Source organism: Ruminococcus flavefaciens, assembly GCF_900108555.1.
Taxonomy (GTDB): domain Bacteria; phylum Bacillota; class Clostridia; order Oscillospirales; family Ruminococcaceae; genus Ruminococcus; species Ruminococcus flavefaciens_P.
In genome coordinates this window covers 159,365-182,484 of sequence record NZ_FNWV01000003.1, presented here as the reverse complement: position 1 = coordinate 182,484, position 23,120 = coordinate 159,365, and the positions used below count along the sequence as shown (strand labels likewise).

The 23,120-nt window shown below is 44.8% G+C and carries 19 protein-coding genes; 15 read left to right on the top strand and 4 right to left on the bottom strand.

Annotation, left to right across the window (positions count from 1 at the left end; genetic code table 11):
* The first annotated feature begins 53 nt into the window (after positions 1 to 53).
* The 7 genes from ppk1 to BLW60_RS05975 all read left to right on the top strand — a co-directional run bounded on the left by ppk1 (position 54) and on the right by BLW60_RS05975 (position 7,128).
* A complete protein-coding gene (gene ppk1, locus BLW60_RS06005) occupies positions 54 to 2,243 on the top strand; it encodes a polyphosphate kinase 1 (RefSeq protein WP_074715326.1) in 2,190 nt (729 codons plus the stop codon).
* A gap of 279 nt (positions 2,244 to 2,522) precedes the next feature.
* The gene (locus BLW60_RS06000; RefSeq protein ID WP_074715323.1) at positions 2,523 to 3,167 is read left to right on the top strand and encodes a CDP-alcohol phosphatidyltransferase family protein; all 645 of its coding nucleotides are present in this window, start codon (positions 2,523 to 2,525) and stop codon (positions 3,165 to 3,167) included.
* 216 nt (positions 3,168 to 3,383) lie between these two features.
* Complete coding sequence (locus BLW60_RS05995; protein ID WP_074715320.1) at positions 3,384 to 3,839, top strand: hypothetical protein; 456 nt, start codon at positions 3,384 to 3,386, stop codon at positions 3,837 to 3,839.
* A gap of 13 nt (positions 3,840 to 3,852) precedes the next feature.
* Entirely contained in the window at positions 3,853 to 4,335 is a 483-nt protein-coding gene (locus BLW60_RS05990; protein ID WP_074715317.1) for a hypothetical protein, read from the top strand.
* Between the two features lie 12 nt (positions 4,336 to 4,347).
* Entirely contained in the window at positions 4,348 to 5,259 is a 912-nt protein-coding gene (locus tag BLW60_RS05985; protein WP_074715314.1) for a hypothetical protein, read from the top strand.
* A gap of 230 nt (positions 5,260 to 5,489) precedes the next feature.
* The gene (locus BLW60_RS05980; protein WP_074715312.1) at positions 5,490 to 6,572 is read left to right on the top strand and encodes a DUF5050 domain-containing protein; all 1,083 of its coding nucleotides are present in this window, start codon (positions 5,490 to 5,492) and stop codon (positions 6,570 to 6,572) included.
* A gap of 85 nt (positions 6,573 to 6,657) precedes the next feature.
* On the top strand, positions 6,658 to 7,128 hold the full coding sequence (locus BLW60_RS05975) for a DUF2726 domain-containing protein (protein WP_074715309.1): 471 nt from the start codon (positions 6,658 to 6,660) through the stop codon (positions 7,126 to 7,128).
* 449 nt (positions 7,129 to 7,577) lie between these two features.
* Here the strand turns inward: BLW60_RS05975 and BLW60_RS05970 are convergent, their stop codons facing one another.
* The 3 genes from BLW60_RS05970 to BLW60_RS05960 all read right to left on the bottom strand — a co-directional run bounded on the left by BLW60_RS05970 (position 7,578) and on the right by BLW60_RS05960 (position 11,799).
* Positions 7,578 to 8,888: a hypothetical protein gene (locus BLW60_RS05970; protein WP_074715306.1), complete on the bottom strand. Its 1,311-nt coding sequence runs from the start codon at positions 8,886 to 8,888 to the stop codon at positions 7,578 to 7,580.
* 96 nt (positions 8,889 to 8,984) lie between these two features.
* Complete coding sequence (locus BLW60_RS05965; RefSeq protein WP_074715303.1) at positions 8,985 to 10,298, bottom strand: TolB-like translocation protein; 1,314 nt, start codon at positions 10,296 to 10,298, stop codon at positions 8,985 to 8,987.
* Positions 10,291 to 11,799 carry a hypothetical protein gene (locus tag BLW60_RS05960; protein WP_074715301.1) on the bottom strand — a complete coding sequence of 503 codons (1,509 nt, stop codon included), beginning with the start codon at positions 11,797 to 11,799 and terminating at the stop codon, positions 10,291 to 10,293. The genes BLW60_RS05965 and BLW60_RS05960 overlap by 8 nt, the downstream gene beginning before the upstream one ends.
* A gap of 346 nt (positions 11,800 to 12,145) precedes the next feature.
* Here BLW60_RS05960 and BLW60_RS05955 point away from each other — a divergent pair, with 346 nt between their 5' ends.
* The 8 genes from BLW60_RS05955 to BLW60_RS05920 all read left to right on the top strand — a co-directional run bounded on the left by BLW60_RS05955 (position 12,146) and on the right by BLW60_RS05920 (position 22,766).
* Entirely contained in the window at positions 12,146 to 14,491 is a 2,346-nt protein-coding gene (locus BLW60_RS05955) for a glycogen/starch/alpha-glucan phosphorylase (protein ID WP_139283374.1), read from the top strand.
* 36 nt (positions 14,492 to 14,527) lie between these two features.
* Positions 14,528 to 15,589 (top strand): sensor histidine kinase, encoded by a 1,062-nt coding sequence (locus tag BLW60_RS05950; RefSeq protein WP_074715295.1) that lies wholly within the window; start codon positions 14,528 to 14,530, stop codon positions 15,587 to 15,589.
* 54 nt (positions 15,590 to 15,643) lie between these two features.
* Positions 15,644 to 17,965 carry a glycoside hydrolase family 95 protein gene (locus tag BLW60_RS05945; protein WP_074715292.1) on the top strand — a complete coding sequence of 774 codons (2,322 nt, stop codon included), beginning with the start codon at positions 15,644 to 15,646 and terminating at the stop codon, positions 17,963 to 17,965.
* Positions 17,966 to 17,983: 18 nt separating this feature from the next.
* Entirely contained in the window at positions 17,984 to 19,654 is a 1,671-nt protein-coding gene (locus BLW60_RS05940) for a glycosyl hydrolase (RefSeq protein WP_074715289.1), read from the top strand.
* 13 nt (positions 19,655 to 19,667) lie between these two features.
* A complete protein-coding gene (locus BLW60_RS05935) occupies positions 19,668 to 20,978 on the top strand; it encodes a hypothetical protein (protein ID WP_074715286.1) in 1,311 nt (436 codons plus the stop codon).
* A 189-nt stretch (positions 20,979 to 21,167) separates the two neighbouring features.
* Complete coding sequence (spo0A, locus tag BLW60_RS05930) at positions 21,168 to 21,923, top strand: sporulation transcription factor Spo0A (protein WP_074715283.1); 756 nt, start codon at positions 21,168 to 21,170, stop codon at positions 21,921 to 21,923.
* A 57-nt stretch (positions 21,924 to 21,980) separates the two neighbouring features.
* Entirely contained in the window at positions 21,981 to 22,490 is a 510-nt protein-coding gene (locus tag BLW60_RS05925; RefSeq protein WP_074715280.1) for a flavin reductase, read from the top strand.
* Between the two features lie 72 nt (positions 22,491 to 22,562).
* Positions 22,563 to 22,766, top strand: a complete 204-nt coding sequence (locus tag BLW60_RS05920; protein WP_074715278.1) for a hypothetical protein — start codon at positions 22,563 to 22,565, stop codon at positions 22,764 to 22,766.
* A gap of 32 nt (positions 22,767 to 22,798) precedes the next feature.
* On the opposite strand, the gene BLW60_RS05915 is transcribed toward BLW60_RS05920, so the two are convergent.
* A complete protein-coding gene (locus BLW60_RS05915; RefSeq protein WP_074715275.1) occupies positions 22,799 to 23,020 on the bottom strand; it encodes a helix-turn-helix domain-containing protein in 222 nt (73 codons plus the stop codon).
* Between the last annotated feature and the right edge of the window lie 100 nt (positions 23,021 to 23,120).

Sequence of the window (23,120 nt, the reverse complement as noted above, 5' to 3'; positions counted from 1 at the left end):
ATAGGGCACAAACCGTAATTTAATGCAAACCTCGAAAAAGATTGGAGATAAATATGGAATATCTTGAAAACAGGGAGCTTTCATGGCTCAAGTTCAATAAAAGAGTCCTTGAAGAAGCTGTCGACCCCGACACGCCTCTGCTTGAAAGGATATCTTTTTCAGCGATATATCAGAGCAACCTTGACGAATTCTTCATGGTAAGAGTGGGTTCTCTGACAGAAAAGGCAAAGGATAAAAAAGCAAAGCCCGACAAATTCTCGGGAATGACTCCTGCTCAGCAGCTTGACTCTGTATTCACGGCTGTACGCAGATTACAGCCTTCAGTTGAGGGAGCTCTGCTCACGACCATGAGTGAGCTTGCGGAGTACGGCTACGAGCACGTTTCCTTTGACAAGATGACAAAGGAAGAATTGTCTTTCCTCGAGCTTTACTTCAAGCGCGAGCTGAAGCCTTTCATATCGGGCATCGTTATCAATGATGCTCTCCCGTTCCCGTTTTTGCAGAACAAGGAGATATACGCCGTAGTGCAGCTGGGCACGAAAAAGGGCATATCCATAGGTCTTATACCTGCAACTATCAACCGCTCGGAGCGTATAATAAACCTCGGAAGAGACGGCAAGCGTTTCATACTCGCCGAGGAAGTCATACTCAAATTCGCTCACCTCATGTTCAAGAATTACAAGGTCATCGACCGCGCACTCATAAGAGTCACCCGAAGCGCAGCTATAACCGCCTCGGGAAGAGGTCCCGAGTTCCGCAGACGCATGGAAGAGCTTGTAGACAAGCGCAAAAAGCTTGCTCCTATGCGCCTTGAGCTTTCGGGAGTTTTCAGCCGCGATGCACTTGATTATCTCTGCAAGAAGCTGAAACTGAAAAACGCCCGTGTATTCACATCGCGCATACCTCTCGATCTTTCCTACCTGTTCACATTGCAGGAATACGACAACGATCCGAGACTGCACTATACAGTCCGCACCCCACGCAAGCCTGCGGCTATTTCCGATACAAGACCCGTATTTGCACAGGTAAAGGCAAAGGACATACTTCTCAGCTATCCATTCGAGTCCATGAATTTGTCCTTTATACGCCTTTTGCAGGAAAGTGCAAACGATCCGAAGGTAACTTCCATAAAGATAACCCTTTACCGCCTTGCACGAAGCAGCAAGGTCATAGACGCACTCTGCACAGCTGCTGAAAACGGCAAGGAAGTCCTTGTAATGATAGAGCTCCGCGCCCGTTTTGACGAGGAAAACAACATCGAATGGTCAAAACAGCTGCAAGAAGCAGGCGTAAACGTAATATACGGTCCTAAGGAATACAAGGCACATTCAAAGCTGCTGCTCATTACAAGAAAGGCTCAGGGCGGCAATTTCGACTATGTTACACAGATAGGCACAGGCAACTACAACGAAAAGACTGCCGCACTTTATACAGACCTGATGCTGCTCACAGCTGACAGGGACATCGCAGCAGACGCAGAAGCTGTATTTGCAGGGCTTATCAACGGTACTTTCGTGGAAAATACCAAAAAGCTCCTTGTGTCTCCTCTTGCACTCAGACCTCAGATAATCGAAATGATAGACGAGCAGATCGCTATTGCCAAAAGCGGCGGAAACGGCTATATTGCTGCAAAGGTGAACTCCCTCAACGACTCTGTCATAATAAACAAGCTTGTTGAAGCTTCACAGGCAGGCGTAAAGATAGAGCTTGTAGTCCGCGGACTCTGCTGCCTTATCGCAGGTGTACAGGGATATACCGAGAATATCACCGTCCGCAGCATTGTGGGAAGATTTCTCGAACACAGCCGTATATTCATATTCGGCACAGACTCTCCTAAACAGAAGATATATATCGGTTCTGCTGACTATATGAGCAGGAACACTGTCCGCCGTGTGGAAGTTGCCGCACCTGTTGAAGATGAACGCCTGAGAAGGCGTATCCGCGAGATGTTCCGCATATTTATGAAGGACAACGCAAAGGCTCGCATAATGCTCAGCGACGGTACTTATATCCACGAGCGCAGAAATCCCGATACTCCTTTCAACTCTCAGGAATATCTTTACGAGGAAGCATACAAGCGTCTTGAAGATAAGTCTGCCCGTCAGGAGCAGATGAAAGTGAACCGTGAAAACGGTGCAAAAAAGAAAGCGACCGCGCAGAAAACAGCCTCAAAAAAACCGACACAGAAAAAGACTGAGACAAAAATTCCTGCTAAAAGAGGGAGAAAGAAAAACACTCCATAAAATACCTGTATGAGAAAATAAGAAAATATACTTGAAACTTTGTATTTTTTATGTTATAATGTTCGTATTGCGAACATTATAATTTATCTTAATGTCCTTGCAGATACGCAAATCAAAGATTTGCTCCCTGCAATCGGACAATTATATCATAACGCTTTGCTTTTATGATATAATGCTCGTATTGCGAATATTATTATTTGTATTTTACATTGTTTAGTAAGTATAATACACTCTTACAGAGTTACTTTAATTGCAATTTTCATTTCTGAGGTTTGGATAATGATTGGATATTATAACTATACGGTTATTCTTACATATTTGAGTCTTATATCGTCCGTAGTAGGTATGTTCTTCGCAGCAGGCTACAGCGGTATGAGACCTCACCCCGAATACGCTATAATCTGCCTTATGGTGTCGGGACTTTGTGATATGTTTGACGGTAAGGTCGCCCGTACAAAAAAAGACCGTACCGAAAGCGAGAAAAAGTTCGGTATACAGATAGATTCACTGTGTGACGCTATCTGCTTCGGAGTACTTCCCGCAGTTATCGGCTATTCCATAGGCATGAGAGACTGGTGCGACCTGCCCATTCTCGTAATGTTCCCCCTTTGTGCAGTCATCAGACTTGCATACTTCAACGTAGCCGAGGAGGAAAGGCAGAAAAAAACCACTGAAAACCGCAAGGTCTACGAAGGACTTCCCGTTACAAGCGTAGCACTTATACTTCCCCTGCTTTACAGCTTCCACAGGGATATCGGCAAAGACTGGTTCCCCGAGGTATACGGCGGTGCGCTCTTCGTTATCGCACTTGCGTTCATAACCCGATTTAAAGTCAAGAAGCCAAGTATGAAAACTATGCTGTGCTTCATCGGTATAGGCGTTCTGGAGCTTATCTGGATGCTTTATAAGACAAAAACAAGATGATCAAAAGGCTTCTATGTAGGTACGATGCTTATATAGAAGCTTTTTTAAGTTTAGAGTTGTGGAGTCGCCTGCGGCGACAATATCTAAATAATGTGAGCGCAGCGAACACATTAACTCTCAACTCTAAACTCTAAACTAAGAAGCCTTTTTTGCAAAAAGACTTTACATTTTCATCATTGTGCGGTATAATACCATTATACCGAAGGGAGAAATGATATGAAGAAGATTTTCTGCGGTATCTCTGCCGCAGCCCTGATATTATGCTGTTTTGCTTCATGCGGAAGCCATACAGTGCCAAACGACGGAGTAAAAGTCTCCGCTGTGTCCGTAAACAACAGATCCGCTGTTGATATCGCAAAGGAAATAACAGGAAGGTGGGAGACTACCTTAGAGCTTCTCGATGAGGAAGAGGTCAAGCCCACTTACAAACGCTATGAATTCCTTGAGGACGGCAGCGGTACTTATTACGAACCTGACGGAAACGCACAGCAGATAAGCTGGTCGGTGACCGCAGACGGCGGAATGAAGCTCATATACGATGATAACGGTGAGATCTCAGAATTATACGACTTTATCGGCTGTGACATGGTGACCTCAAAGGATACTCCCGAGGGCAAACGCGAGATACATATCGCAAAAGTCCCCGTATTCACTGTAGATGAAAAGAATTAAAGGAGGATCAGCAATGAAAAAGATCATATTCTTTACCCTGTCGGCATTGATGCTGCTCATATGCGCAGTAAGCTGCGGAGAAAAGTACGATCCGAAATACTGCGGCAAATGGGAAGCCGATTATATGTATTTAGACGGCGAGAAAACGACCACTATGCTGGGTATGCCTATTTCAGCACTGTTCAGATATGAGATAAAGGACGGCGGCAAGGCAAACTGGGTATCGGCTGTAGACTCTAATGTAATACAGTACGGTGCTAATACCGATATAACATGGCGTGAAAAAGAGCCTGACATTATCGAACTCAGAGTTGCAGACCTTGACGGAAAAGAAGAAACACAGACCACAGACCTGCATTACCGTGACGGTATGCTGGCTATTGAAGATGACGGCTTTGCTATTTACCTGAAAAAAGTTGACGAATTCACACCAATCGACACAGACGCGCTCAACGCTGCCGCAGGTGTTATACAGAACTTCGGCGTAAATGAGTAATAAGGAGCAGATATGAAAAAGATCATTTGTTTTTGTCTTGCAGCCGCTATGTTTTCAGGCTGTATATGCGGCTGTAGCAATAAAAAGAAGAATAATTCTTCAAACAACGGAACTACAGAAAGCACCACCACACCCGAAGCTACTACCATTCCGGATAATTCGGGAAAGCCTTTCATCGGCAAATGGGAGTCTTACAAAGCAACAGTATTCGGCGAGACTTATGAGACCGAATATGCAGGCTATCCCCTCAGTGCCGTAGCTCAGCTCACTGTATACGACGATCTTACGGCTGATATGGATATATCCCTTAATCCACGCGGCAAAGCAAGAACTTATAAATACAACTGGGAAGTTACCGAGGACAGCGAGCTCTGGCTGAAAAGTCCCGATGACGGTTACTACTGCCGCATAGAACAGGGACAGATGATAATGAGATACGCCGATGACGACGGTACTGAAATATTCCTCATGCCTGTAAGCGAATTCACAAATAACGAAACTCCTACAGAAGCAGGTCTCAGTAATTCCGATTACAAGGACTTCATGGGCAAATGGGAAGCTATAGAGGTAAAGTCGGACGGTGAGACTTACACCGAAAAACTTGGCGCATATCCCATAAACACAGCCTTCCGCCTTGAGCTTTTCGATGACAATACTTCCGCAATGTCTATCATCGGTGAACCTATGTCCTACGAATGGTCTCCCGATAAAAAGGGACAGATGTATATGTGGGGCGATTATGAGGGCTTCAGCATAAAAATGGAAGGCGACACCCTTATAGTCGATGACGAGTCAAACCTTAAAGTTAAATTCAAAAAGGTGGATAAATTCGAAGATTTCGACTTCTCCTCAGTGGCTGAACAGATCCCCGAAGAGGATATTATCCTCAATCCCGAAGAGGAAGAAGAAACTACAACAGAATAATATTTTTATACAGGCAGGTACAAAAAATGTATCTGCCTGCTTTGTTATTTTAGTACATTCGGAGTTTTTCACCGTATAAGTGCATTTTATTCACATATGATATTTGACATTGGATTTACAAAATGTTATAATGATGAGGTGTGTTGATCAAGTGACTGACGGTCACTTACAGACGCATAATTTTATGGGTAATGAAGCGACGCCCATGTACGGAATGAGAGATTTGATATATGAAATACCGATTTTTTGCAGCTTTTATGGGCACGCTCGTCATAGCTTCCACGCTTTCAGGCTGCTCAAACAACAATAATTCAGACAATGCCGAAAGCTCCTCGGCAAGGGAGATATCCGCCGAAGTTACCGATACAAACGCAGAAGAAACAACTGCTATCGAAGCACAATATGATACAAATGCACCTTCAAGGGAGTGTGCGGCAAATCGTCAGCAGATGCTTTTTGTTATGGATAACGGAGACTATATCTACTCAGCAAATAAAGACGGAGATAACGTTCCTGTAGAGGTATATATCCGCGACGACCGCAAGGGCAAGACTGAAGAGCTTGATCTGCCCGAAAACAGCGAGCTGATGTATTCCGCTGAGGATAAGCTGTATTACTATTCGCCCGATGACGGTCTTTGCGTATACGACAACGGAAAATCAACTCCTTTGAACAGTGAAACAAAGTACACTGACGTTATCCCGCCCCGCGACACCTTCTTTTTCACAGATGATGCCATATATTTTGCAGTTTCGGGCGATAACGGCACTGAGATAAAGTCTATGGACTATTCGGGAAAGCTCTCTGACAAGGTATATACCTCGGAATACAGAAATGTCCACATAGTGGGCTTTTATAAAAACGACCTGATATGCTCATATAACATAGGTACAAATGGTTATATCTGCATATTCAGCAGCGAAAATAGCTCCACAGAGCTTAAAACAGGCGACTCTCCGTATATTATCGGGGATAAGGTCTACTTTATCGACTTCAACAGCCTTTGCTGTATCCCTCTTGAGGGCGGCGAAAAGGAAAAGGTCAGCGATGAAAGATGCACCGATTTCTGCTTCTATGAGGATAAACTCATATTTACGGATAGTATTTCCGTATTTTCCGCAGAGCCTGACGGCAAAAGCAATGTTATTCTCGAAGCAAATGACCTTACAAACTGCAACTATATCTCAGGCTTGGGCATAACCGACGGCAAACTCTATGTCTGCGGCGGCTCGGGCTCTTTCTGGAAAAGTATTGCCGAAACAGACGAAAACGGCAAGATCGTTGAAGAGATAAGCGCAGGCGTTGACAGATGAGCCCTTTCATAAGTAGTCAGAAAAAACCGTTTTTTCAATGGAAAACCATTGAATATACAAATATATTTTTATTTTTTAACCAACGATGAAATTAGATGAAATTCTCGCGCTTATATTTTTACTGCTGATTATTGCCGCGGCAATATGGCTGTACAAAAGGCTGCACAAGCCCGATATCACCAAGCTTTACAACGCAAAGACCATTCTCACAGACAGGGAATACGAGTTCTACAAGAGACTGAAGCCCCTTGCCGATGAATACGGTCTCAGCGTCTACAGCAAGGTAAGGCTCGCAGACCTTATCGAACCCAAACCAAAAGCCGAAAATCCTTACTGGATGGAGTGCTTCAACAAGATAAAAGCGAAGCATATAGACTTCGCTCTTGCCGACGAGGATACAGCTATAGTTGCTCTTATCGAGCTTGACGATACCTCACACTCACGTCCCGACCGTGTGGAGCGTGATGATTTCGTCAACGCAGTCCTCGAAAATACGGGCTATACCCTGCTCCGTACATACGGCGACCTTGACGTTATCGAGGAATACCTCAGTTAATTAGTGATTAGTGAGTAGAACTGCATATAACAGATAACAATATAGAAGTATAGCCCCGAAGCACTTGAAATGCCTCGGGGCTTTGTTTAAATCATGACTAGCCTAATAACTTGCTGAACGTATGAACGGGATTCCAAAGGGGTCACCACCCCTTTGGCGGAGTCCAGAGGCAGAGCCTTTGGTCGCTGTTCTCAGCTTTTAAGGAACAGCGAAATAATACGAAGGCGCACCGCAAGGGGTGAATCAAAAAACAGTCCAGTGGACTGTTTTTTGAGAGGGGACGCCCTGTAAAAGAGGGCGTCCCTTAATTTAACACCGCGGACTGCCACAGGCAGCCCCTACAGTTTTTATTGCGTAAAGCACGGACGACCAATGGTCGTCCCTACAATGAGGTTATTTAATGTTATTTCGGCTATTTGCGGGCGAGCGGAACTCGCCCCTACATACGGTTATTTTACAGTTACGGTGTATACCTTTTCTACGCTATAGGATATACCGCCCGTTTCGGTATCTGCATCATTTGTCTGATTTTTCAGAGTATTGAACATGACTTTATCATCAAATGACTCTATCCCGTTACATTCAAATACATCCACTATGGGATATACGATGCCCATATCAGGTTTTATGCAGTAAACAGGCGAGTCATAGTCTCTGAATGTACTGCTTAGGAACACAAAGCCTTTGCTGTAAACTGCTTCATCGCCCATATCCTCAACATCAAGTATGTAATGCTCCATTTTTTCCATGTCATATATATGGATAAGCGTATAATTCTTGACAATGAACATCTTATCGTCACCATAAACGATATCTCCGCCTATATAGGACAGTGACACACGGTAATGATCACTTACCATATCAAGCATTTGGCTGTCCTCGGGTCTTACAAGATAAAACGGTGCTCCGTTGATAATATTTTGCGAGACTACCCTGCCGCCCAGATCGTCAGTCTTATCGCTTATAAAGCTTTCGGAGTCCTCCTCATAAAACAATGTCTCAATAACATAAAAGTCTGTATCGTACACGATCATTGAAGGAAAGCCCATGTTATCCCGACTTACATATATAAATTTGTCCGGACTGCTGTTCTCGTAAATGATTTTTACATCGCCTGAATCAAGATCATAGGCATATACCTTTGAAATCTTATCAGTTTCATTATATACCGAATAGAGCATTTTTCCGTTCGCCAAAACAGGTGTTTGCATATAACGCTCGTTTATATCATTTGATGACCAGCTGTATATCTCCTCGTTTTTACCGCTGCTTTCGTCATACTGAAAAAGAGAAAAATCATAATTTCCCACAAAAGCTGCCCGATACACAGCGACTATATAGTATTTGCCGCCATACATATAGCAGTTTGCTGCAAAGCCTTTCTCTGCCTTGTCCTTATATGAGGACCAATCCTGTCCTGTATCAACAGGAACATAGTAATCGTTGGTGTAATAGCTCTCAACATTCTCTGCTTTATTGCATATGGGGACTTTACTGCCGAAATCAAGTCCGCTCAGATCCACAGAGCTGACATTTACAGGCGGCTCTCTGTCGGGATATGAAAGGGATACATCAATGGTCTTGAAATCATCTTCGCTGTACTCACGGTAAACAGGCTCGGTAACGAGCGTATCGCCTGTGTCTTCATTGACTGCCGTATCCGTTGGCTTGGGCTCTTCCTTTTTCTTTTTATCATCACTGCACGAAAAACAGCTTACTGCAAGCGCAGCAGCTGCGATCATACTTATCATCTTATTCATGCTTAACCTCCTTGGTGTTTGTACTAATAAGTGTATTTCATGATCTGAAAAGATGATGTTTTTTTTCGGGCGGATATTATCCGCCCCTACAAATGTTTATTTCGCTGTGACTGTATATACCCTTGTCATCTTATCCGCAGCATATGATATGCCGCCGCTCGTTTCGTCTTTTAATTCTTTCCTATATTCAATGCACGAATTGAATGTAACAGTATCGCCAACGGTCTTTAGTCCGCAGTATAAGTCATCATCAGTTATGACATATGCAATGCCTAACTCGGGAATAATACAGTATACAGGCATTTTATACTTTTCGTACCAGTTGCCTGTGAACACCATTCCGCTGCAGTATGTACACTCGTTTCCCATGCCTGTTACGTCAAGTATGTAATGCTCCATTTTTTCAAGGTCGTACATATGGATACTGCCCTCGTTTTTTATCAGGAATGTCTTATCATCGGCATAGACTATCTTTCCGCCTGTGTAGGACAGCGATACATGGTAGTATTTACATATCATGTCAAGCTTGCGCCTGCCGTCGGACTTCACGATATAATACTGAACTCCGCCGAAATATCTGCTTGAAATGATCTTTCCGTCAATGTCGTTTGCTTCATCAGCCACAAAGCTTTCGGCTGTTTCATCATAGTACAGATGATCCAACTGTTCGCCGCCATTTTTTATAAGCTGCAAACAAGGATAGTCATTGCTGTCATGGTCGAAATATACGTAAATATCAGACTCATTCTCCTCATATACCGTCTTTACGTCACCTGTGGCAAGGTCATAGGCGAATACCTTAGTGCTGTTGTCACTGCTGTTTCTGATCTCGTAGAAAAGCTTATCGTCAAATATCATCGGCTGATCTGTGTAATCCTCGTTTATATCCTTTGACGACCAGCTGTATACCTCTTCATTCCTGCCGCTTTTTTCATCATAGCAAAACAGTGAGAAATCAAAATTGCTCGTCAGAAAGCTCTTATACTCAACAACTATATAACACTTTCCGTTATACATACAGCAGCTGCTTGCAATGCCCTCAGCTTCTTCATTTATAAGTTTTTCCCAGTTGTATTCGATATGGCTCAAACTGAACATATCTCTATAATATACCTTCGCATTTTCTTCAGTATTGCAGACAGGCAGCTTTTTGCCGAAATCAAGTCCGCTTATGTCCACACAGCTTACCTCTACAGGCAGTTCTCTGTCGGGGTATAAAACGGATACATCAATGGTCTTGAAATCATCTTCGCTGTACTCACGGTAAACAGGCTCGGTAACAAGGGTATCGCCCGTATCTTCGTTTACAGCGGTATCCTTTGGCTTGGGCTTTTCCTTGTCATCACAGGCTGTCAGCACAGAAGATGCCGCAAGAACTGCCGCAGCAATGAGACTTATCCGCTTATTCATTATTTTCCTCCTGTGTGAACCATACTTTTACCTGATCGTAATCGTATTCTTTATATATAACGCCCGGTTGTTCTGTGACTTCACGCTCGTCCCTTTTGATGTTGATATCGAACCAAAGGCTGTTATCATAGCTGTCATAGAGCGACAGCCACATATCCAATGCATATTCATCATATGTTGAGTCAAATGATGCAAGGTCAAAGGTAAGTCCTATTTCGGGCATGATGTAATATACCTTGCCTGAACCGACTGAGGGATATACAACTATACCGTCCTTTGCATACTTGCAGTTGTCTGCGCCGAGACCGCTGTAGTCGATTATATAATGTGTGGAGCTTTCAAGGTCGAACACATGGACAAATGAAGTTTCCGAGCTTGACGCTTTGCTGCCCTGTCTTAAAACAAGCTTTTTATCGCTTGCATAGAGTATATCACAGCCCGTAAGACCTGTGGAGACCTTGTAACTCTCGGTGCATACGTCGTATTTACGGGAGTTTTCGGGCTTTTCCTTCCATGCGAAAAGCTCGCCGTAGATAAACGGACATTCCTTGGTGCCTGAAATTGAACCATATACACTCGGATCATAATCCGCAAATGCGGAATATAGTTCTTTCCATGTCTTGCTGCCGAAGTCGTATTCCTTTACTTTGACATCACAGCCTGTTATTATATAATAATTCTCGCCATCATCTGAATAAGTATACTGTCCGCTTTCAGTTTTGTAATCTTTCGGAACGTCCTCTGTATGGTTTATGCTCTCCCTTATCAACAGTCTGCCTGCGGAATTCCCCATAACATATGCGCTGTATTTCTGGCTTTCCTCAGCCTCAAGAATGTTTACAAGCTCTTTCTTTTCCTCGTCAAGATAGTAAAGACCTTTCTCCCTTGTGAGCACGTAAAGTACGCCGTTTACACTGTAAAGCTGCCAGATAATAAGGCTGTTTTCGGGATCGGAATGGCGGAATACCTCCTCTTTTTCACCTGTGAGCCCGTCAACGCGGAATATGGCAGACTCATGATGACCGAGACAATTATTGTCATATTCTACCTCGATATAAAAAGTATTCCCGTCAATACAGCTGCAATATATATCGCCTTTCTGAGGCTCTGTACAGCTCTTTTCCCATTGCTCTCTGATAAATTTCTGGTATTCCTCATCTTCATAATCGGATTTATCTGTCCTGTACCTGTCGCGGTACTTCTCAGCTTTGCATGGTGGTATGACGCTTCCGAAGTCAATCTGCGAAGTATTCAGCTGATGCATTGTCAGCGGCGGTTCTTTGTCGGTCACGTTTAAATTAACTTCGATAGTATTGAAGCTGTCCTCCGAAAACTCCTTGTATTCGGTCTTTACAGGCTCGTCAAGGGCAGGCTCGTTTACGCCGTCCTCAATGTTTACAGGCTTTTCCTCGGTCTTTTCCTTTTTCTTTTTATCATCGCTGCACGAAAAACAGCTTACTGTCAGCGCGGCTGCGGCAATTATACTGATGATCTTTTTCATTATTTATACCCCCTTAGTGGTTTATATAAATAAGTGTATCCTGTAGTAAGAAAAGACGATGATTTTTATGTTAAAATAAAAAAATTTATATTCGCTGACAAAAATCCTCCATTTCTATTTTACAGGCAATATCACGCGATGTCAACACCTATTGGTATGTCAAGGCTTTTTTTGTCAAACTGTGTCGAGACTTCATCAATTATCCCAAATCACCGCCATTTCACGAGGTCTTATTTATGATTTATCTGGAATTTTACCATTATTTTCTCATAGATTTGCAATATCGCGTTATTTGTGTTATAATAAAATGATAATATATTTTTGTGCATTGAAAGGGGTTTTAAAAATGGATCGAAATGTGTTTATTGAAAAGTTCAGCGGGAAGCTCCCTAAAGATATAAAGTCAGCTTCTCCACAGCAGCTCCACGACGCTCTCGGCAAGACCGTTATGGAAATGTTCTCGGAACGCTGGAACGAAAGCCGTCAGCAGCACCTCTCAAAACGCCGCGCTGCGTATCTCTCAATGGAATTTCTCGTAGGACGCGCTGTATTCAATAATCTCCTTGTACTCGGCATCTATGACGATGTGGAAAAGGCTTTCGCAGAGCTTGGTCTTGACCTTTCAGCTCTCGAAGATATCGAGGACGCTGCTCTGGGCAACGGCGGTCTCGGCAGACTTGCTGCCTGCTTCCTCGACAGTGCCGCAACACTCGCTCTTCCCCTTGACGGATACGGTATCCGCTATAAATACGGTCTCTTCAAGCAGTCTATCGTTGACGGCTATCAGAAAGAGGACATCGACGACTGGACTAAGTACGGCGATCCGTGGTCTGTACGCTGCGACGAGGACACTGTCCTTATTGAATACAACGGTCAGACCGTAAAGGCTGTGCCTTATGATATGCCTGTTTTCGGCTTTGGTACTGAGAATGTGGGCACTTTAAGACTCTGGCAGGCTGAGCCTGTAAAGGAATTCGATTTCGAGGTTTTCAATAATCAGGACTACCTCGAAGCTTCTAAGGAAAAGATATACGCCGAGGATATCTCCCGTGTGCTCTATCCTAACGACGATACCGACGAGGGCAAGAAGCTCCGCCTTAAACAGCAGTATTTCTTCAGCTGTGCTTCTCTTACAGATATAATCAGAAAGCACAAGGCTCGCTTCGGCACTCTCGATAATCTTGCTGACTATATCTCAGTACAGCTCAATGATACTCACCCTGTTATCTCTATCCCCGAGCTTATCCGCCAGCTGGTGGACAACGAGGGCTATACCTTTGAAACTGCCCTTGATATGGCTAAGAGGATATTCAATTATACAAATCATACCGTTATGCAGGAGGCTCTGGAAAAGTGGCGCACAGATCTGGTGGAAGAGCTTCTGCCGCGTATCTACACTATAATAATCCAGATAAACGAGGCTCTCATTGCGGATATGTATGCCGCAAATGTGCCTAAGGACAAGATCGATCGCATAAAGATAATAAAGGGCAGCCTTATCCATATGGCTGACATGGCTTGCTATGCTTCAAGCCATATAAACGGAGTTGCTGAGATACACACTCAGATACTCAAGGACTCTGTGCTTGCGGATTGGTTCAGCCTTTATCCCGAGCGTTTCCGCAACGAGACAAACGGCATAACTCAGCGCCGCTGGATAGCTCTCTGCAATAAGGAGCTCTCTGCGCTCATCACCGAGCTTATCGGCGATAACAGCTGGATAAACGACCTTGACAAGCTCAAGGAGCTTGCTAAGTACGCAGATGACGAGAATGTGCTCCGCCGCTTCATCGACATAAAGCAGGGCAAGAAAAAACAGCTTGCCGACTTCATAAAGGCTCACGATGATATCGACACAGACCCGAATTTCGTATTCGATATACAGATAAAGCGTCTACACGAGTATAAGAGACAGCTTCTCAATGCTTTCTCAATACTCTGGATATACTACGGCATAAAGGACGGCAGCATCACTGACTTTACTCCTACTGCTTTCATTTTCGGAGCTAAGTCTGCTCCCGGATACCGCCGCGCTAAGGCTATTATCAAGTTCATCAACGAGGTGGGCAGGATAGTTTCCTCCGACCCCGATACACGCGACCTTATAAAGGTCATCTTCGTGCAGAACTACAACGTTTCCTACGCCGAAAAGCTTGTTGCAGGCGCTGATATCTCCGAGCAGATATCCACAGCAGGTACTGAAGCAAGCGGTACGGGCAATATGAAGCTCATGCTCAACGGTGCTGTGACTCTCGGTACTTACGACGGTGCTAACATCGAGATAGTACAGGAGGCAGGCGAGGAAAATAACTATATCTTCGGCGCAAGAGTCGAGGATCTTGAAAAGATAGTGCCCGAATATGACAGCAGAAAGATATTCGCTGACGATGCTATGATAAGAAAGGTTGTATCCTCACTTATCGACGGAAGCGTTTCCGACGGCGGCAGCGGCGATTTCCGCGAGCTTTATACCGCTCTCCTTGACGGTGCGAGCTGGCATACTCCCGATCATTACTACCTTCTCGGCGATATGAGGAGCTATGTTGAGACAAAGCTCCGCTGCATAAGCGATTACCGCTCAGACCGCCTTGCCTTTGCAAGAAAGCAGTGGCTCAATATGTGCAATGCGGGCAAATTCAGCTCTGACAGAACTATCGCTGATTACGCAGAAAACATCTGGAACATCAAATAAGACATTTATTTCGCTTTCCCGAAGGGCGGTGGACATTTGAACCGACTTATTGACAAACTGGCTATACTCCTTATATGCCTTATGAGCATTGTTATGTCCGACAGCTTTACAGCTCCTGTTATCGTTGCTCTGGCAACGCTTACCGTATCAGCTGCTGTACAGCTGATGACAGGTACTGTGATCGCGGCTGTCCTCATAGCTTCATGCTCATTGCTGTGCGGAGTCTTTCCGCTCATGCTGTGTTCGCTCCCTTTGCTGCTTTATGACGCGCTGTGGGAGAAAAAATGGTGGCTCACAGTTCCTGCCGTAACTGTGCTGACAAAGCTCAATATGCTCAGTGCAGAACAGCTCATACTCACAGGGGCTGCCTTTGCGGTAACTGTTATCATCTACAAAAGAGTTTCAAATCTTGAAGAAACTGTATCCGTCCTTACATCTCTCCGCGATGAAGTCGCAGGAAAGAACAGGCAGCTTGCGGAACAAAATCTCCGCCTTGCTGCCGCTCAGGACAACGAGATACATCTCGCTACCATGAAAGAGCGAAACCGCATAGCCCGTGAGATACACGACAACGTGGGACATATGCTCACACGTTCCCTGCTGCAATCGGGTGCTCTCATAGTAATAAACAAGGACGAACAGCTGAAAGAACCGCTGGAAAGCCTTAAAACTACTCTTGACAGTGCTATGACCAGCATACGCGAAAGCGTTCACGACCTTCACGACGACTCCATAGACCTTAAAAAAGTCATAGAGGACAGTATAAGCACAGTGGACAGCAGGTTCAAGGTCACACTGGACTGCGATGTAAGCGAAAATATCGCAGGCAATATCAAACTGTGCATCATCGGCGTTGTAAAGGAAGGTCTTTCCAATGCCGTCAAACATTCAAAAGGGGATAAAATAAACATCATAATACGTGAGCACCCTGCCTTCTATCAGCTCATGCTGGAGGACAACGGCTGCTGCACCGAAATAAAAGAAAGCGGCATAGGTCTGAAAAATATGTCCGACCGCGCTGCCGCTCTTAAAGGCAGGATATCCTTTACGCCCTCGCAGGAAGGCTTCAAGATATTCATGTCTCTGCCTAAATCCTAATATACTTAATAAACGTCATACCCAGCGATTCATTATCCCATAGGAGATCTTAAAATGAGTACTGAAACTTTAATGAAATACAATTCACCTGCAGAGAGCTTCTCTGAGGCTCTCCCTATCGGAAACGGACGTATAGGCGCAATGATATACGGAACACCAGACAATGAGAGTATCGTTATCAACGAGGACTCTGTATGGTCCGGCGGTCTGCGTCACAGAATAAACCCTGTGGCAAAGGAAGGCTTCGCAGAAGTGCGTCAGCTCCTTAAAGAGGGCAGGCTCTCCGAAGCAGAAGATACTGCTTTCAGTAAAATGCAGGGCGTTACTCCAAATATGCGCCGCTATATGCCGCTCGGTGAACTGGAGCTTGAGCTCCGTCTCGACGGAAAAGCCCGTGAATACTCCCGCAGTCTCGATATCGGAAGCGCAGTCGCTGATGCCTCCTTTACCGTGAACGGCGTAACATATACAAAAGAATACTTTGTATCCGCTCCCGACGAAGTTATGGTAATGCGCATATCCGCGTCAGAGCCTGCTTCTGTCTCTCTTTCGTGCTGCATCGGCGGCCGTGACGACTATTACGACGACAACCGCCCATGCGGTGAGAACATGATACTCTTCAACGGCGGCAGCGGCAGCAAAAACGGCATATTCTTCGCTGCCTGTCTCGGTGCTTCTTCAAAGGGCGGCGAGCTCACAACAGTGGGAAACAGGATATGCGTGAAAAATGCCGATGAGGTAATGATAGTTCTCTCGGTCAGAACAAGCTTTTACAGCGAAATGTATGAGGAATCCGCTCAGGTGGATACTGAAATGGCTCTCCAGTGCGATTTCGAGGAGCTTTACTACCGCCACGTAAACGACTACAGGGAGCTTTTCGACCGCGTTGAGCTCTCTCTCAACGATAACAGCGAGGAAGAGGACCTTGCTCTCATGAATACAGACGAGCGTATCGACCGTCTCAAAGGCGATGAGCTTGACAATACCGAATGTGAAAGACTTATCCATGACAATAAGCTCATCGAGCTTTACTTCAATTTCGGAAGATATCTTATGATATCATGCAGCCGCCCCGGCACTCAGCCTGCCAATTTACACGGCTTGTGGAATGACCAGATGTCATCGCCCTCGGGCAGCCGCTATGAGCTCAATATCAATACGGAAATGAGCTACTGGATAGCCGAAAGCTGCAACCTCTCCGAGTGCCACCTGCCTCTCTTTGACCTTATGGAGCGCATCTGCGGCAACGGAAGAGTGACTGCAAAGGAGATGTACGGCATACACAAGGGCTTCGTATGCCATAATTCTACTGATATATGGGGCGATACCGTACCGCAGGACGAGTGCAGGACTTCCAGCATATGGCCTATGGGCGGTGCTTGGCTGGCTCTCCATATCTACGAACACTATGAATACACCCTCGACAAGGAATTCCTTGAGGAGAAATACCATATTTTAAAGGAAGCTGCCGAGTTCTTTACAGAATATCTCACAGATGACGGCAAGGGCAAGCTGGTAACAGGTCCGTCCGTTTCTCCCGAAAACGAATATATCGACGAAAACGGCGTGAAAGCAAGCCTCTGCATGGGACCTGCTATTGATATGCAGATAATCACAGTGCTTTTTGCCGATGTCATCAATGCTGCCCATATTCTCGGAAAGGACAGCGAATTTGCGGAAAAGCTCAGCAATATGATGCAGAAGCTCCCCCTTCCGCAGGTGGGCAAATACGGACAGATAATGGAATGGGCAGAGGACTATGACGAGTCTGATATCGGTCACAAGCATATCTCTCAGCTCTTCGCTCTCCACCCTGCCGACCTTATCAATCCCTACAGGACTCCAAAGCTTGCGGACGCTGCAAGAGCTACACTTGTCCGCAGACTTATCAACGGCGGCGGCAAAAAGGGCTGGAGCTGCGCCTGGATAACAAATATGTGGGCAAGACTTTACGACAGCCGTATGGTATACGAAAACCTCAAACGCCTGCTCTCACACTCTACTAACCCCAATATGACAAATTCAGAGCATAACTTCCAGATAGATGCCAATTTCGGCGGCACTGCCGCTATCGCTGAGGCTCTTTTACAGAGCTGCTGCGGCGAGATAGACCTGCTCCCTGCAATCCCCGATGAATGGAAGAGCGGTCACGTTAAGGGTCTCAAAGCAAAGGGCGGATATACCTTTGACATCTACTGGATCGAGAATAAGCTCACTACAGCCGATATATATTCCGATGCTGACGGAGAGATGCATCTCCGCGCAAACTGCGTTGCAAGCATTACCTGTGACGGTATATCTGTAAATTCACGTATCGAGGACGGCGTTATCATCTTTGATACAGAAAAGGGCAAGAAATATACTGTCAAAGCCTGATACCCTTAGGAGGAATAAATGGATATTCGCAAGATAGCTGCTGTTGCCGTTGCTATAGGAGCAGGTGCTTCTATTTTTGCGGCTTGCAGCAACAGCAAAAAACCTATTACATCCTCTGTGCCCATCATAGAGGAAACTACTGCAAAAAGTACTGCGGAAGCCACTAAGACAGAGCCTGTTGAGACCTTTCCCGATTATCCCGTTACTTTCCCTGAAATAGAGAAAAAACAGTCGGGCAACCTCTACGAAGCCGAAAAAGCCGAACTCAAAGGCGGTGCTGCTGTGGACACCAACAAGCCCGAATTCAGCGGTGACGGTTACGTTACCAAATTCGGGAACGAAGGCAAGGCTTCTGTGGTTTTTGAGATAGATGTCCCCAGCAATCAGCACTATGACCTTTCATTCAATATACTGTCAGAAAAGGCTGTAAACTGCCGCTTAAAGCTTGGCGACGAACAGCTTACAGTATTCAAGACTACCGACAATAATCAGTTTACATATATCACCGTATACGGAGTTTTCCTCACAAAAGGCAAGCAGAAGCTTGAAATTACTCCCGAAAACGGCGAAATGTGCCTCGATTATCTGAAAATAGAAAATAATACCTCCCTCAGCGACATAAGCTATGACGCTAAGGGAGAGCTGGTAAACAAAAATGCGGCAAAATCGGCAAAGGAGCTTATGAGCTTCCTTTCCGAAAACTACGGAAAATACATGATAACAGGTCAATATGCTTACGGCGGAGATAATTCCGAGCTTGACCTTATCTACCGTACTACAGGCAAATACCCTGCTATTCGCTGCTCAAACTTTGAAGTCTCTCACGGTGATCTTGACGAGAGCTTCAGGGAAGTGGACGCTGCTGCCGAGTGGTACTTGAACGGCGGCATCTCCTGCGTAAGCTGGTACTGGAAGTCACCTTCCGACAAGAAAAGTGCTATGACCGCAGATGACACTGACTTTGACCTTTCAAAAGCCGTTACCGAGGAAAAGATCGCAGAGCTCACCGAGGAAGAGCTTCGTGAGCTTTACAGCAAGGGAAATATTTCCAAGGAATGTTACGGGCTCATACTGGATATAGATAATATGGCAGGTCAGCTCACTTCACTGAAAAACAGGGGAGTTCCTGTACTGTGGAGACCGCTGCCCGAGGGCTACGGTGACTGGTACTGGTGGGGCGCAAAAGGTCCTGACGCTTACAAGTGGCTGTGGAACCTGCTCTACGAACGCCTGACCAAGTATTTCGAGCTGGACAACCTTATCTGGATATGGAACGGTCAGAGCGATACTACTCTTGTTGACAGACGTACTTTCGATATAGCTGCCGTTGACCTTTACGTCAAGAACGAAAAAGACTACGGAAACAGATTTTATGAAGAATTCGCCGCTGTTCAGAAATTCGTGGGCAGTGACAAGCTCATCGCTATAAGTGAGTGCGGAAGTATTCCCGATATAGACGCAGCTTTCCGTGATAATGCCGTATGGTCGTTCTTCAGCGTATGGTACGGAAAGTACATACAGAACGAAAAAGGCGAATACAGTGAGGAATTCACCAGCAAGGACGCTATGATAAGAGCTTATAACTCCGACGGTGCTATGACTCTTGACGAATACCGCAAGCTCAGAGGTATAGAGCCTCCCGAAGCTGAAAAAGATACCGAAGAAGAAACTGCTTCTGCAACCGACTAAAAGGAGGTATTAAATGGACGGAGAGTTTCACCCAAAAAGACCGCTCTCTGCGGCACAGGACGAGATACTTGTAAAAACGCTCCATGAGGTCGAAAGAAACGACCACAGAGCTATAAGCTTCAAGCTATGGGATACTCTCGTCATTACTCCCTTTTCCAGACCTGAGGATATGTTTCTCTTCATGGAGGAGGATTTCGCGCTGCTGACTACCTCAGACAAGTCCTTTACACAGCTTCGTATCGAAGCACAAAAGGCGGCTGAGAAGAAATACAGTGCAAAGGGCAATGTTACCCTTGAAAAGATATACAATATCTTTGCTAAAATGAGCGGGATCACTCCCACGGGCAGGGAAAGGCTCATGACAAGGGAATGTGACCTTATAGAGCATTTCGCTTTTCCGCGAAAAATAGGAAAGCTTCTCTTCGATAAGGCTAAGGACTGCAAAAACAAGATAATCGTTACTTCTGCATCTTATTATCCACGCGATGTTGTGGTCAAGATACTCTGCAACTGCGGCTACGGCGGATATGACTCGGTAATAATCCCGTCAGAACAGAATATACCCGATTCGGCAGAAACAGGTTATCTTGATGTGGTCATAAAAAAATCGGGTGTTGAAGCAAACAATATCCTCCATATCGGCGGCGACTTCTCAAAAGATGTGGAAGCCGCTATAGTCAGAGGTATGAAGGCTGTAATGCTGCAATCAGTTCAGCCCCTCATGATAAAATCAGGACGACTCCGCGGATTTATCGAGGAAAAGCTCATATTCGATATCGACAGCGAAAAATGCATGGCTTTAAGGTCCGCTTTCGCACTTTATGCGGCTTACGGCTTTGATGTTCCGCAGAATAAAAAGCCCCACAGCGACTTCTGCCTTGATGAATACATGATAGGATTTATGATACTCGGTCCGCTTTCACTCATTGAGGATTTTGAACCCGAGACCGATATGCAGAAGTCTCTCATAGAGGCAATGGAAAAAAATCAGAAGATCACCGACGGAAGAGACGATTTCAAGGATATGCTGTACTTCCATTTCGGGGATTTTATCGGGAAATACGGCAGCGAAGGCTGTCGACTGCCGCTGGAATTCCTCGAAAATCACAGCTATATCGGCGACAGAAATATTATTTTCCCGCTTCTTTCGGATAAAGAAAAGAAAAATTGGGGCAAGGCTGCAAGTGAGCCGAAGCTTGCCCCTGTCCATATGGAAAAAATCAAAAAAAACCCTCTTCAGAAGCTTGCCGACAAGCTTTTCCCCGAGGGTACAAACGTAAGAGAAATGTCAGAAGCAGTTCTGCACAGAAAAAAGCGGAAGTAATTCGTCTTTTCACCTGATTTCCGTCTTTTGTGACAACCTTTTCCGACGGTGTTTTTCACCGCCTCTCTGTTGATACATTTTCCGAACAAATACTACCAAATCCCTTAAAATAAATCGTTGCAGCTCCTTTTGTGATATGATATCATTAATAAGCGGTCGAAAACCGCTGAACAAGAGGAGGTATAAATCATGAATAACAAGGTAAAAGTACTTATCGGCGATGATTCTGCCGAGACAGGCGTGAGCATAGCAAATAAGCTCCGCGAAAAGGGAATGTATGCGTATACAAGACGTAATGACTGCGGCATCATACTGGAGTCTATCAAAAAAGATCCCCCCGATGTTGCTGTAATGGACATATCCTCTCAGAACGGCGATGTTATTACCGTTATGAGAGCTGTTAAGGAAATGGGCATTAAAACCCCTGTATTCATCATAACGTCTGCTTACGACAATGAGTTCATCGAAAGACAGGTGACAGAAAACGGTGCTTCTAAATTTCTGCTGCGTCCTTGCAGTGCAGATGATCTTTGCAGTGCTATAAACTCTTCACTGGGTGACAGAGTCAACAGCTTCAGCGATGACATGGAAGTAGTAGTTACTGACATGATACATCAGCTTGGCGTTCCTGCACACATCAAAGGCTATCACTATCTCAGGACGGCTATACTCTATTCTATCAAGGACAAAACTCTCCTTGACAGCGTTACAAAGCTCCTGTATCCCACTGTGGCAGGTATATACGATACCACCTCGTCACGAGTTGAACGTGCTATACGTCACGCCATTGAGATCGCATGGGACAGAGGAAATGTTGACACTCTTAACTCTTTTTTCGGCTATACCGTTGATACGGGCAAAGGTAAACCTACTAATTCGGAATTTATCGCGCTTATTACGGATAAGCTGCGTCTGCGCTATAAAAACGCGCTGAAAGCTTTCTGATATATCATAAGCCGCGGTGATACCGAATAAAATATATTACAGTAAAGGAGAATCACCATGGCTTTTAAAAAAATCGAAATAAGCGAGCTTTCTTTTAATCCTTTTGACAAGATCGGCAAGCAGTGGATGCTTCTGACAGGCGGAAACAAAGAAAGCTTCAACACGATGACAGCTTCATGGGGACAAATAGGCGTTCTCTGGAACAAAAATGTCCTCACCTGCTACATCAGACCTACACGTTATACCTTTGGATTCGTTGAGGAAAACGAATGTTATACCGCTTCATTCTTAGGTGAGGAGTTCAGAAATGCTCTTTCCTTCTGCGGCTCTCATTCGGGCAGAGACTGCGATAAGGCTAAGGAAGCAGGTCTTACTCCTGCTGAGATAGACGGCTGTATGACTTTCGAGGAAGCCGAGCTCGTACTCGTCTGCCGTAAGCTCTACAGCTATGACCTTCAGGAAAGCGGTTTCATCACAGATGACGGTATCCCTGAAAAATTCTTTAACGGTGACGCTTATCACCGTGCATATATCTCCGAGATCGTGGGAGTATATGTAAAGGAATAATCACTTTTGATTAGCTATTGCTTTTATCGGTAAGCAATCTAATATTATTATTAAAGAAAAGGGGGATATGCAATGAACGATGATATTTTCAAAGACGTTGCATTAAAACACAAAGTTTCCACCGAAGAGGTAAAGGAAGAGATAAACAAATCTATTCTCGAAGCCTGCAAAAATCCAAATGCTCCTATCAATAAAATAGGTGCGGGTGACGTTCCGACAGCCGATGAGGTCATCGCGTACGCCCTTAAAATGCTTTCAGCTTCTAATATGAACTGAAAAAATCCCCTTACAAAAATATGTAAGGGGGTTTATCTTTTTATGGGGTATTTCTCTTTTTCATCTGTAAGCCCAAGTATATAATCCGTGCTCGTGCCGTAAAGCTCTGCAAGCTTGATGATTATATCCACGGGTACATCGCGGAGTCCGCGCTCATATTTGGAGTAAAGTGACTGGTCGCAGAAAAGATAATCCGATACTTCTTGCTGTGTCTTGTCATTGTCTTCACGAAGATTTCTTATTCTGACGAACATACTTTCCCTCCTGTATTTGTAAATTTACAAAATCTTATGTATTAATTATTGACTACACATTAATTATAAATCAGGAGCTTTTTTTTAAGAAGATATAGGA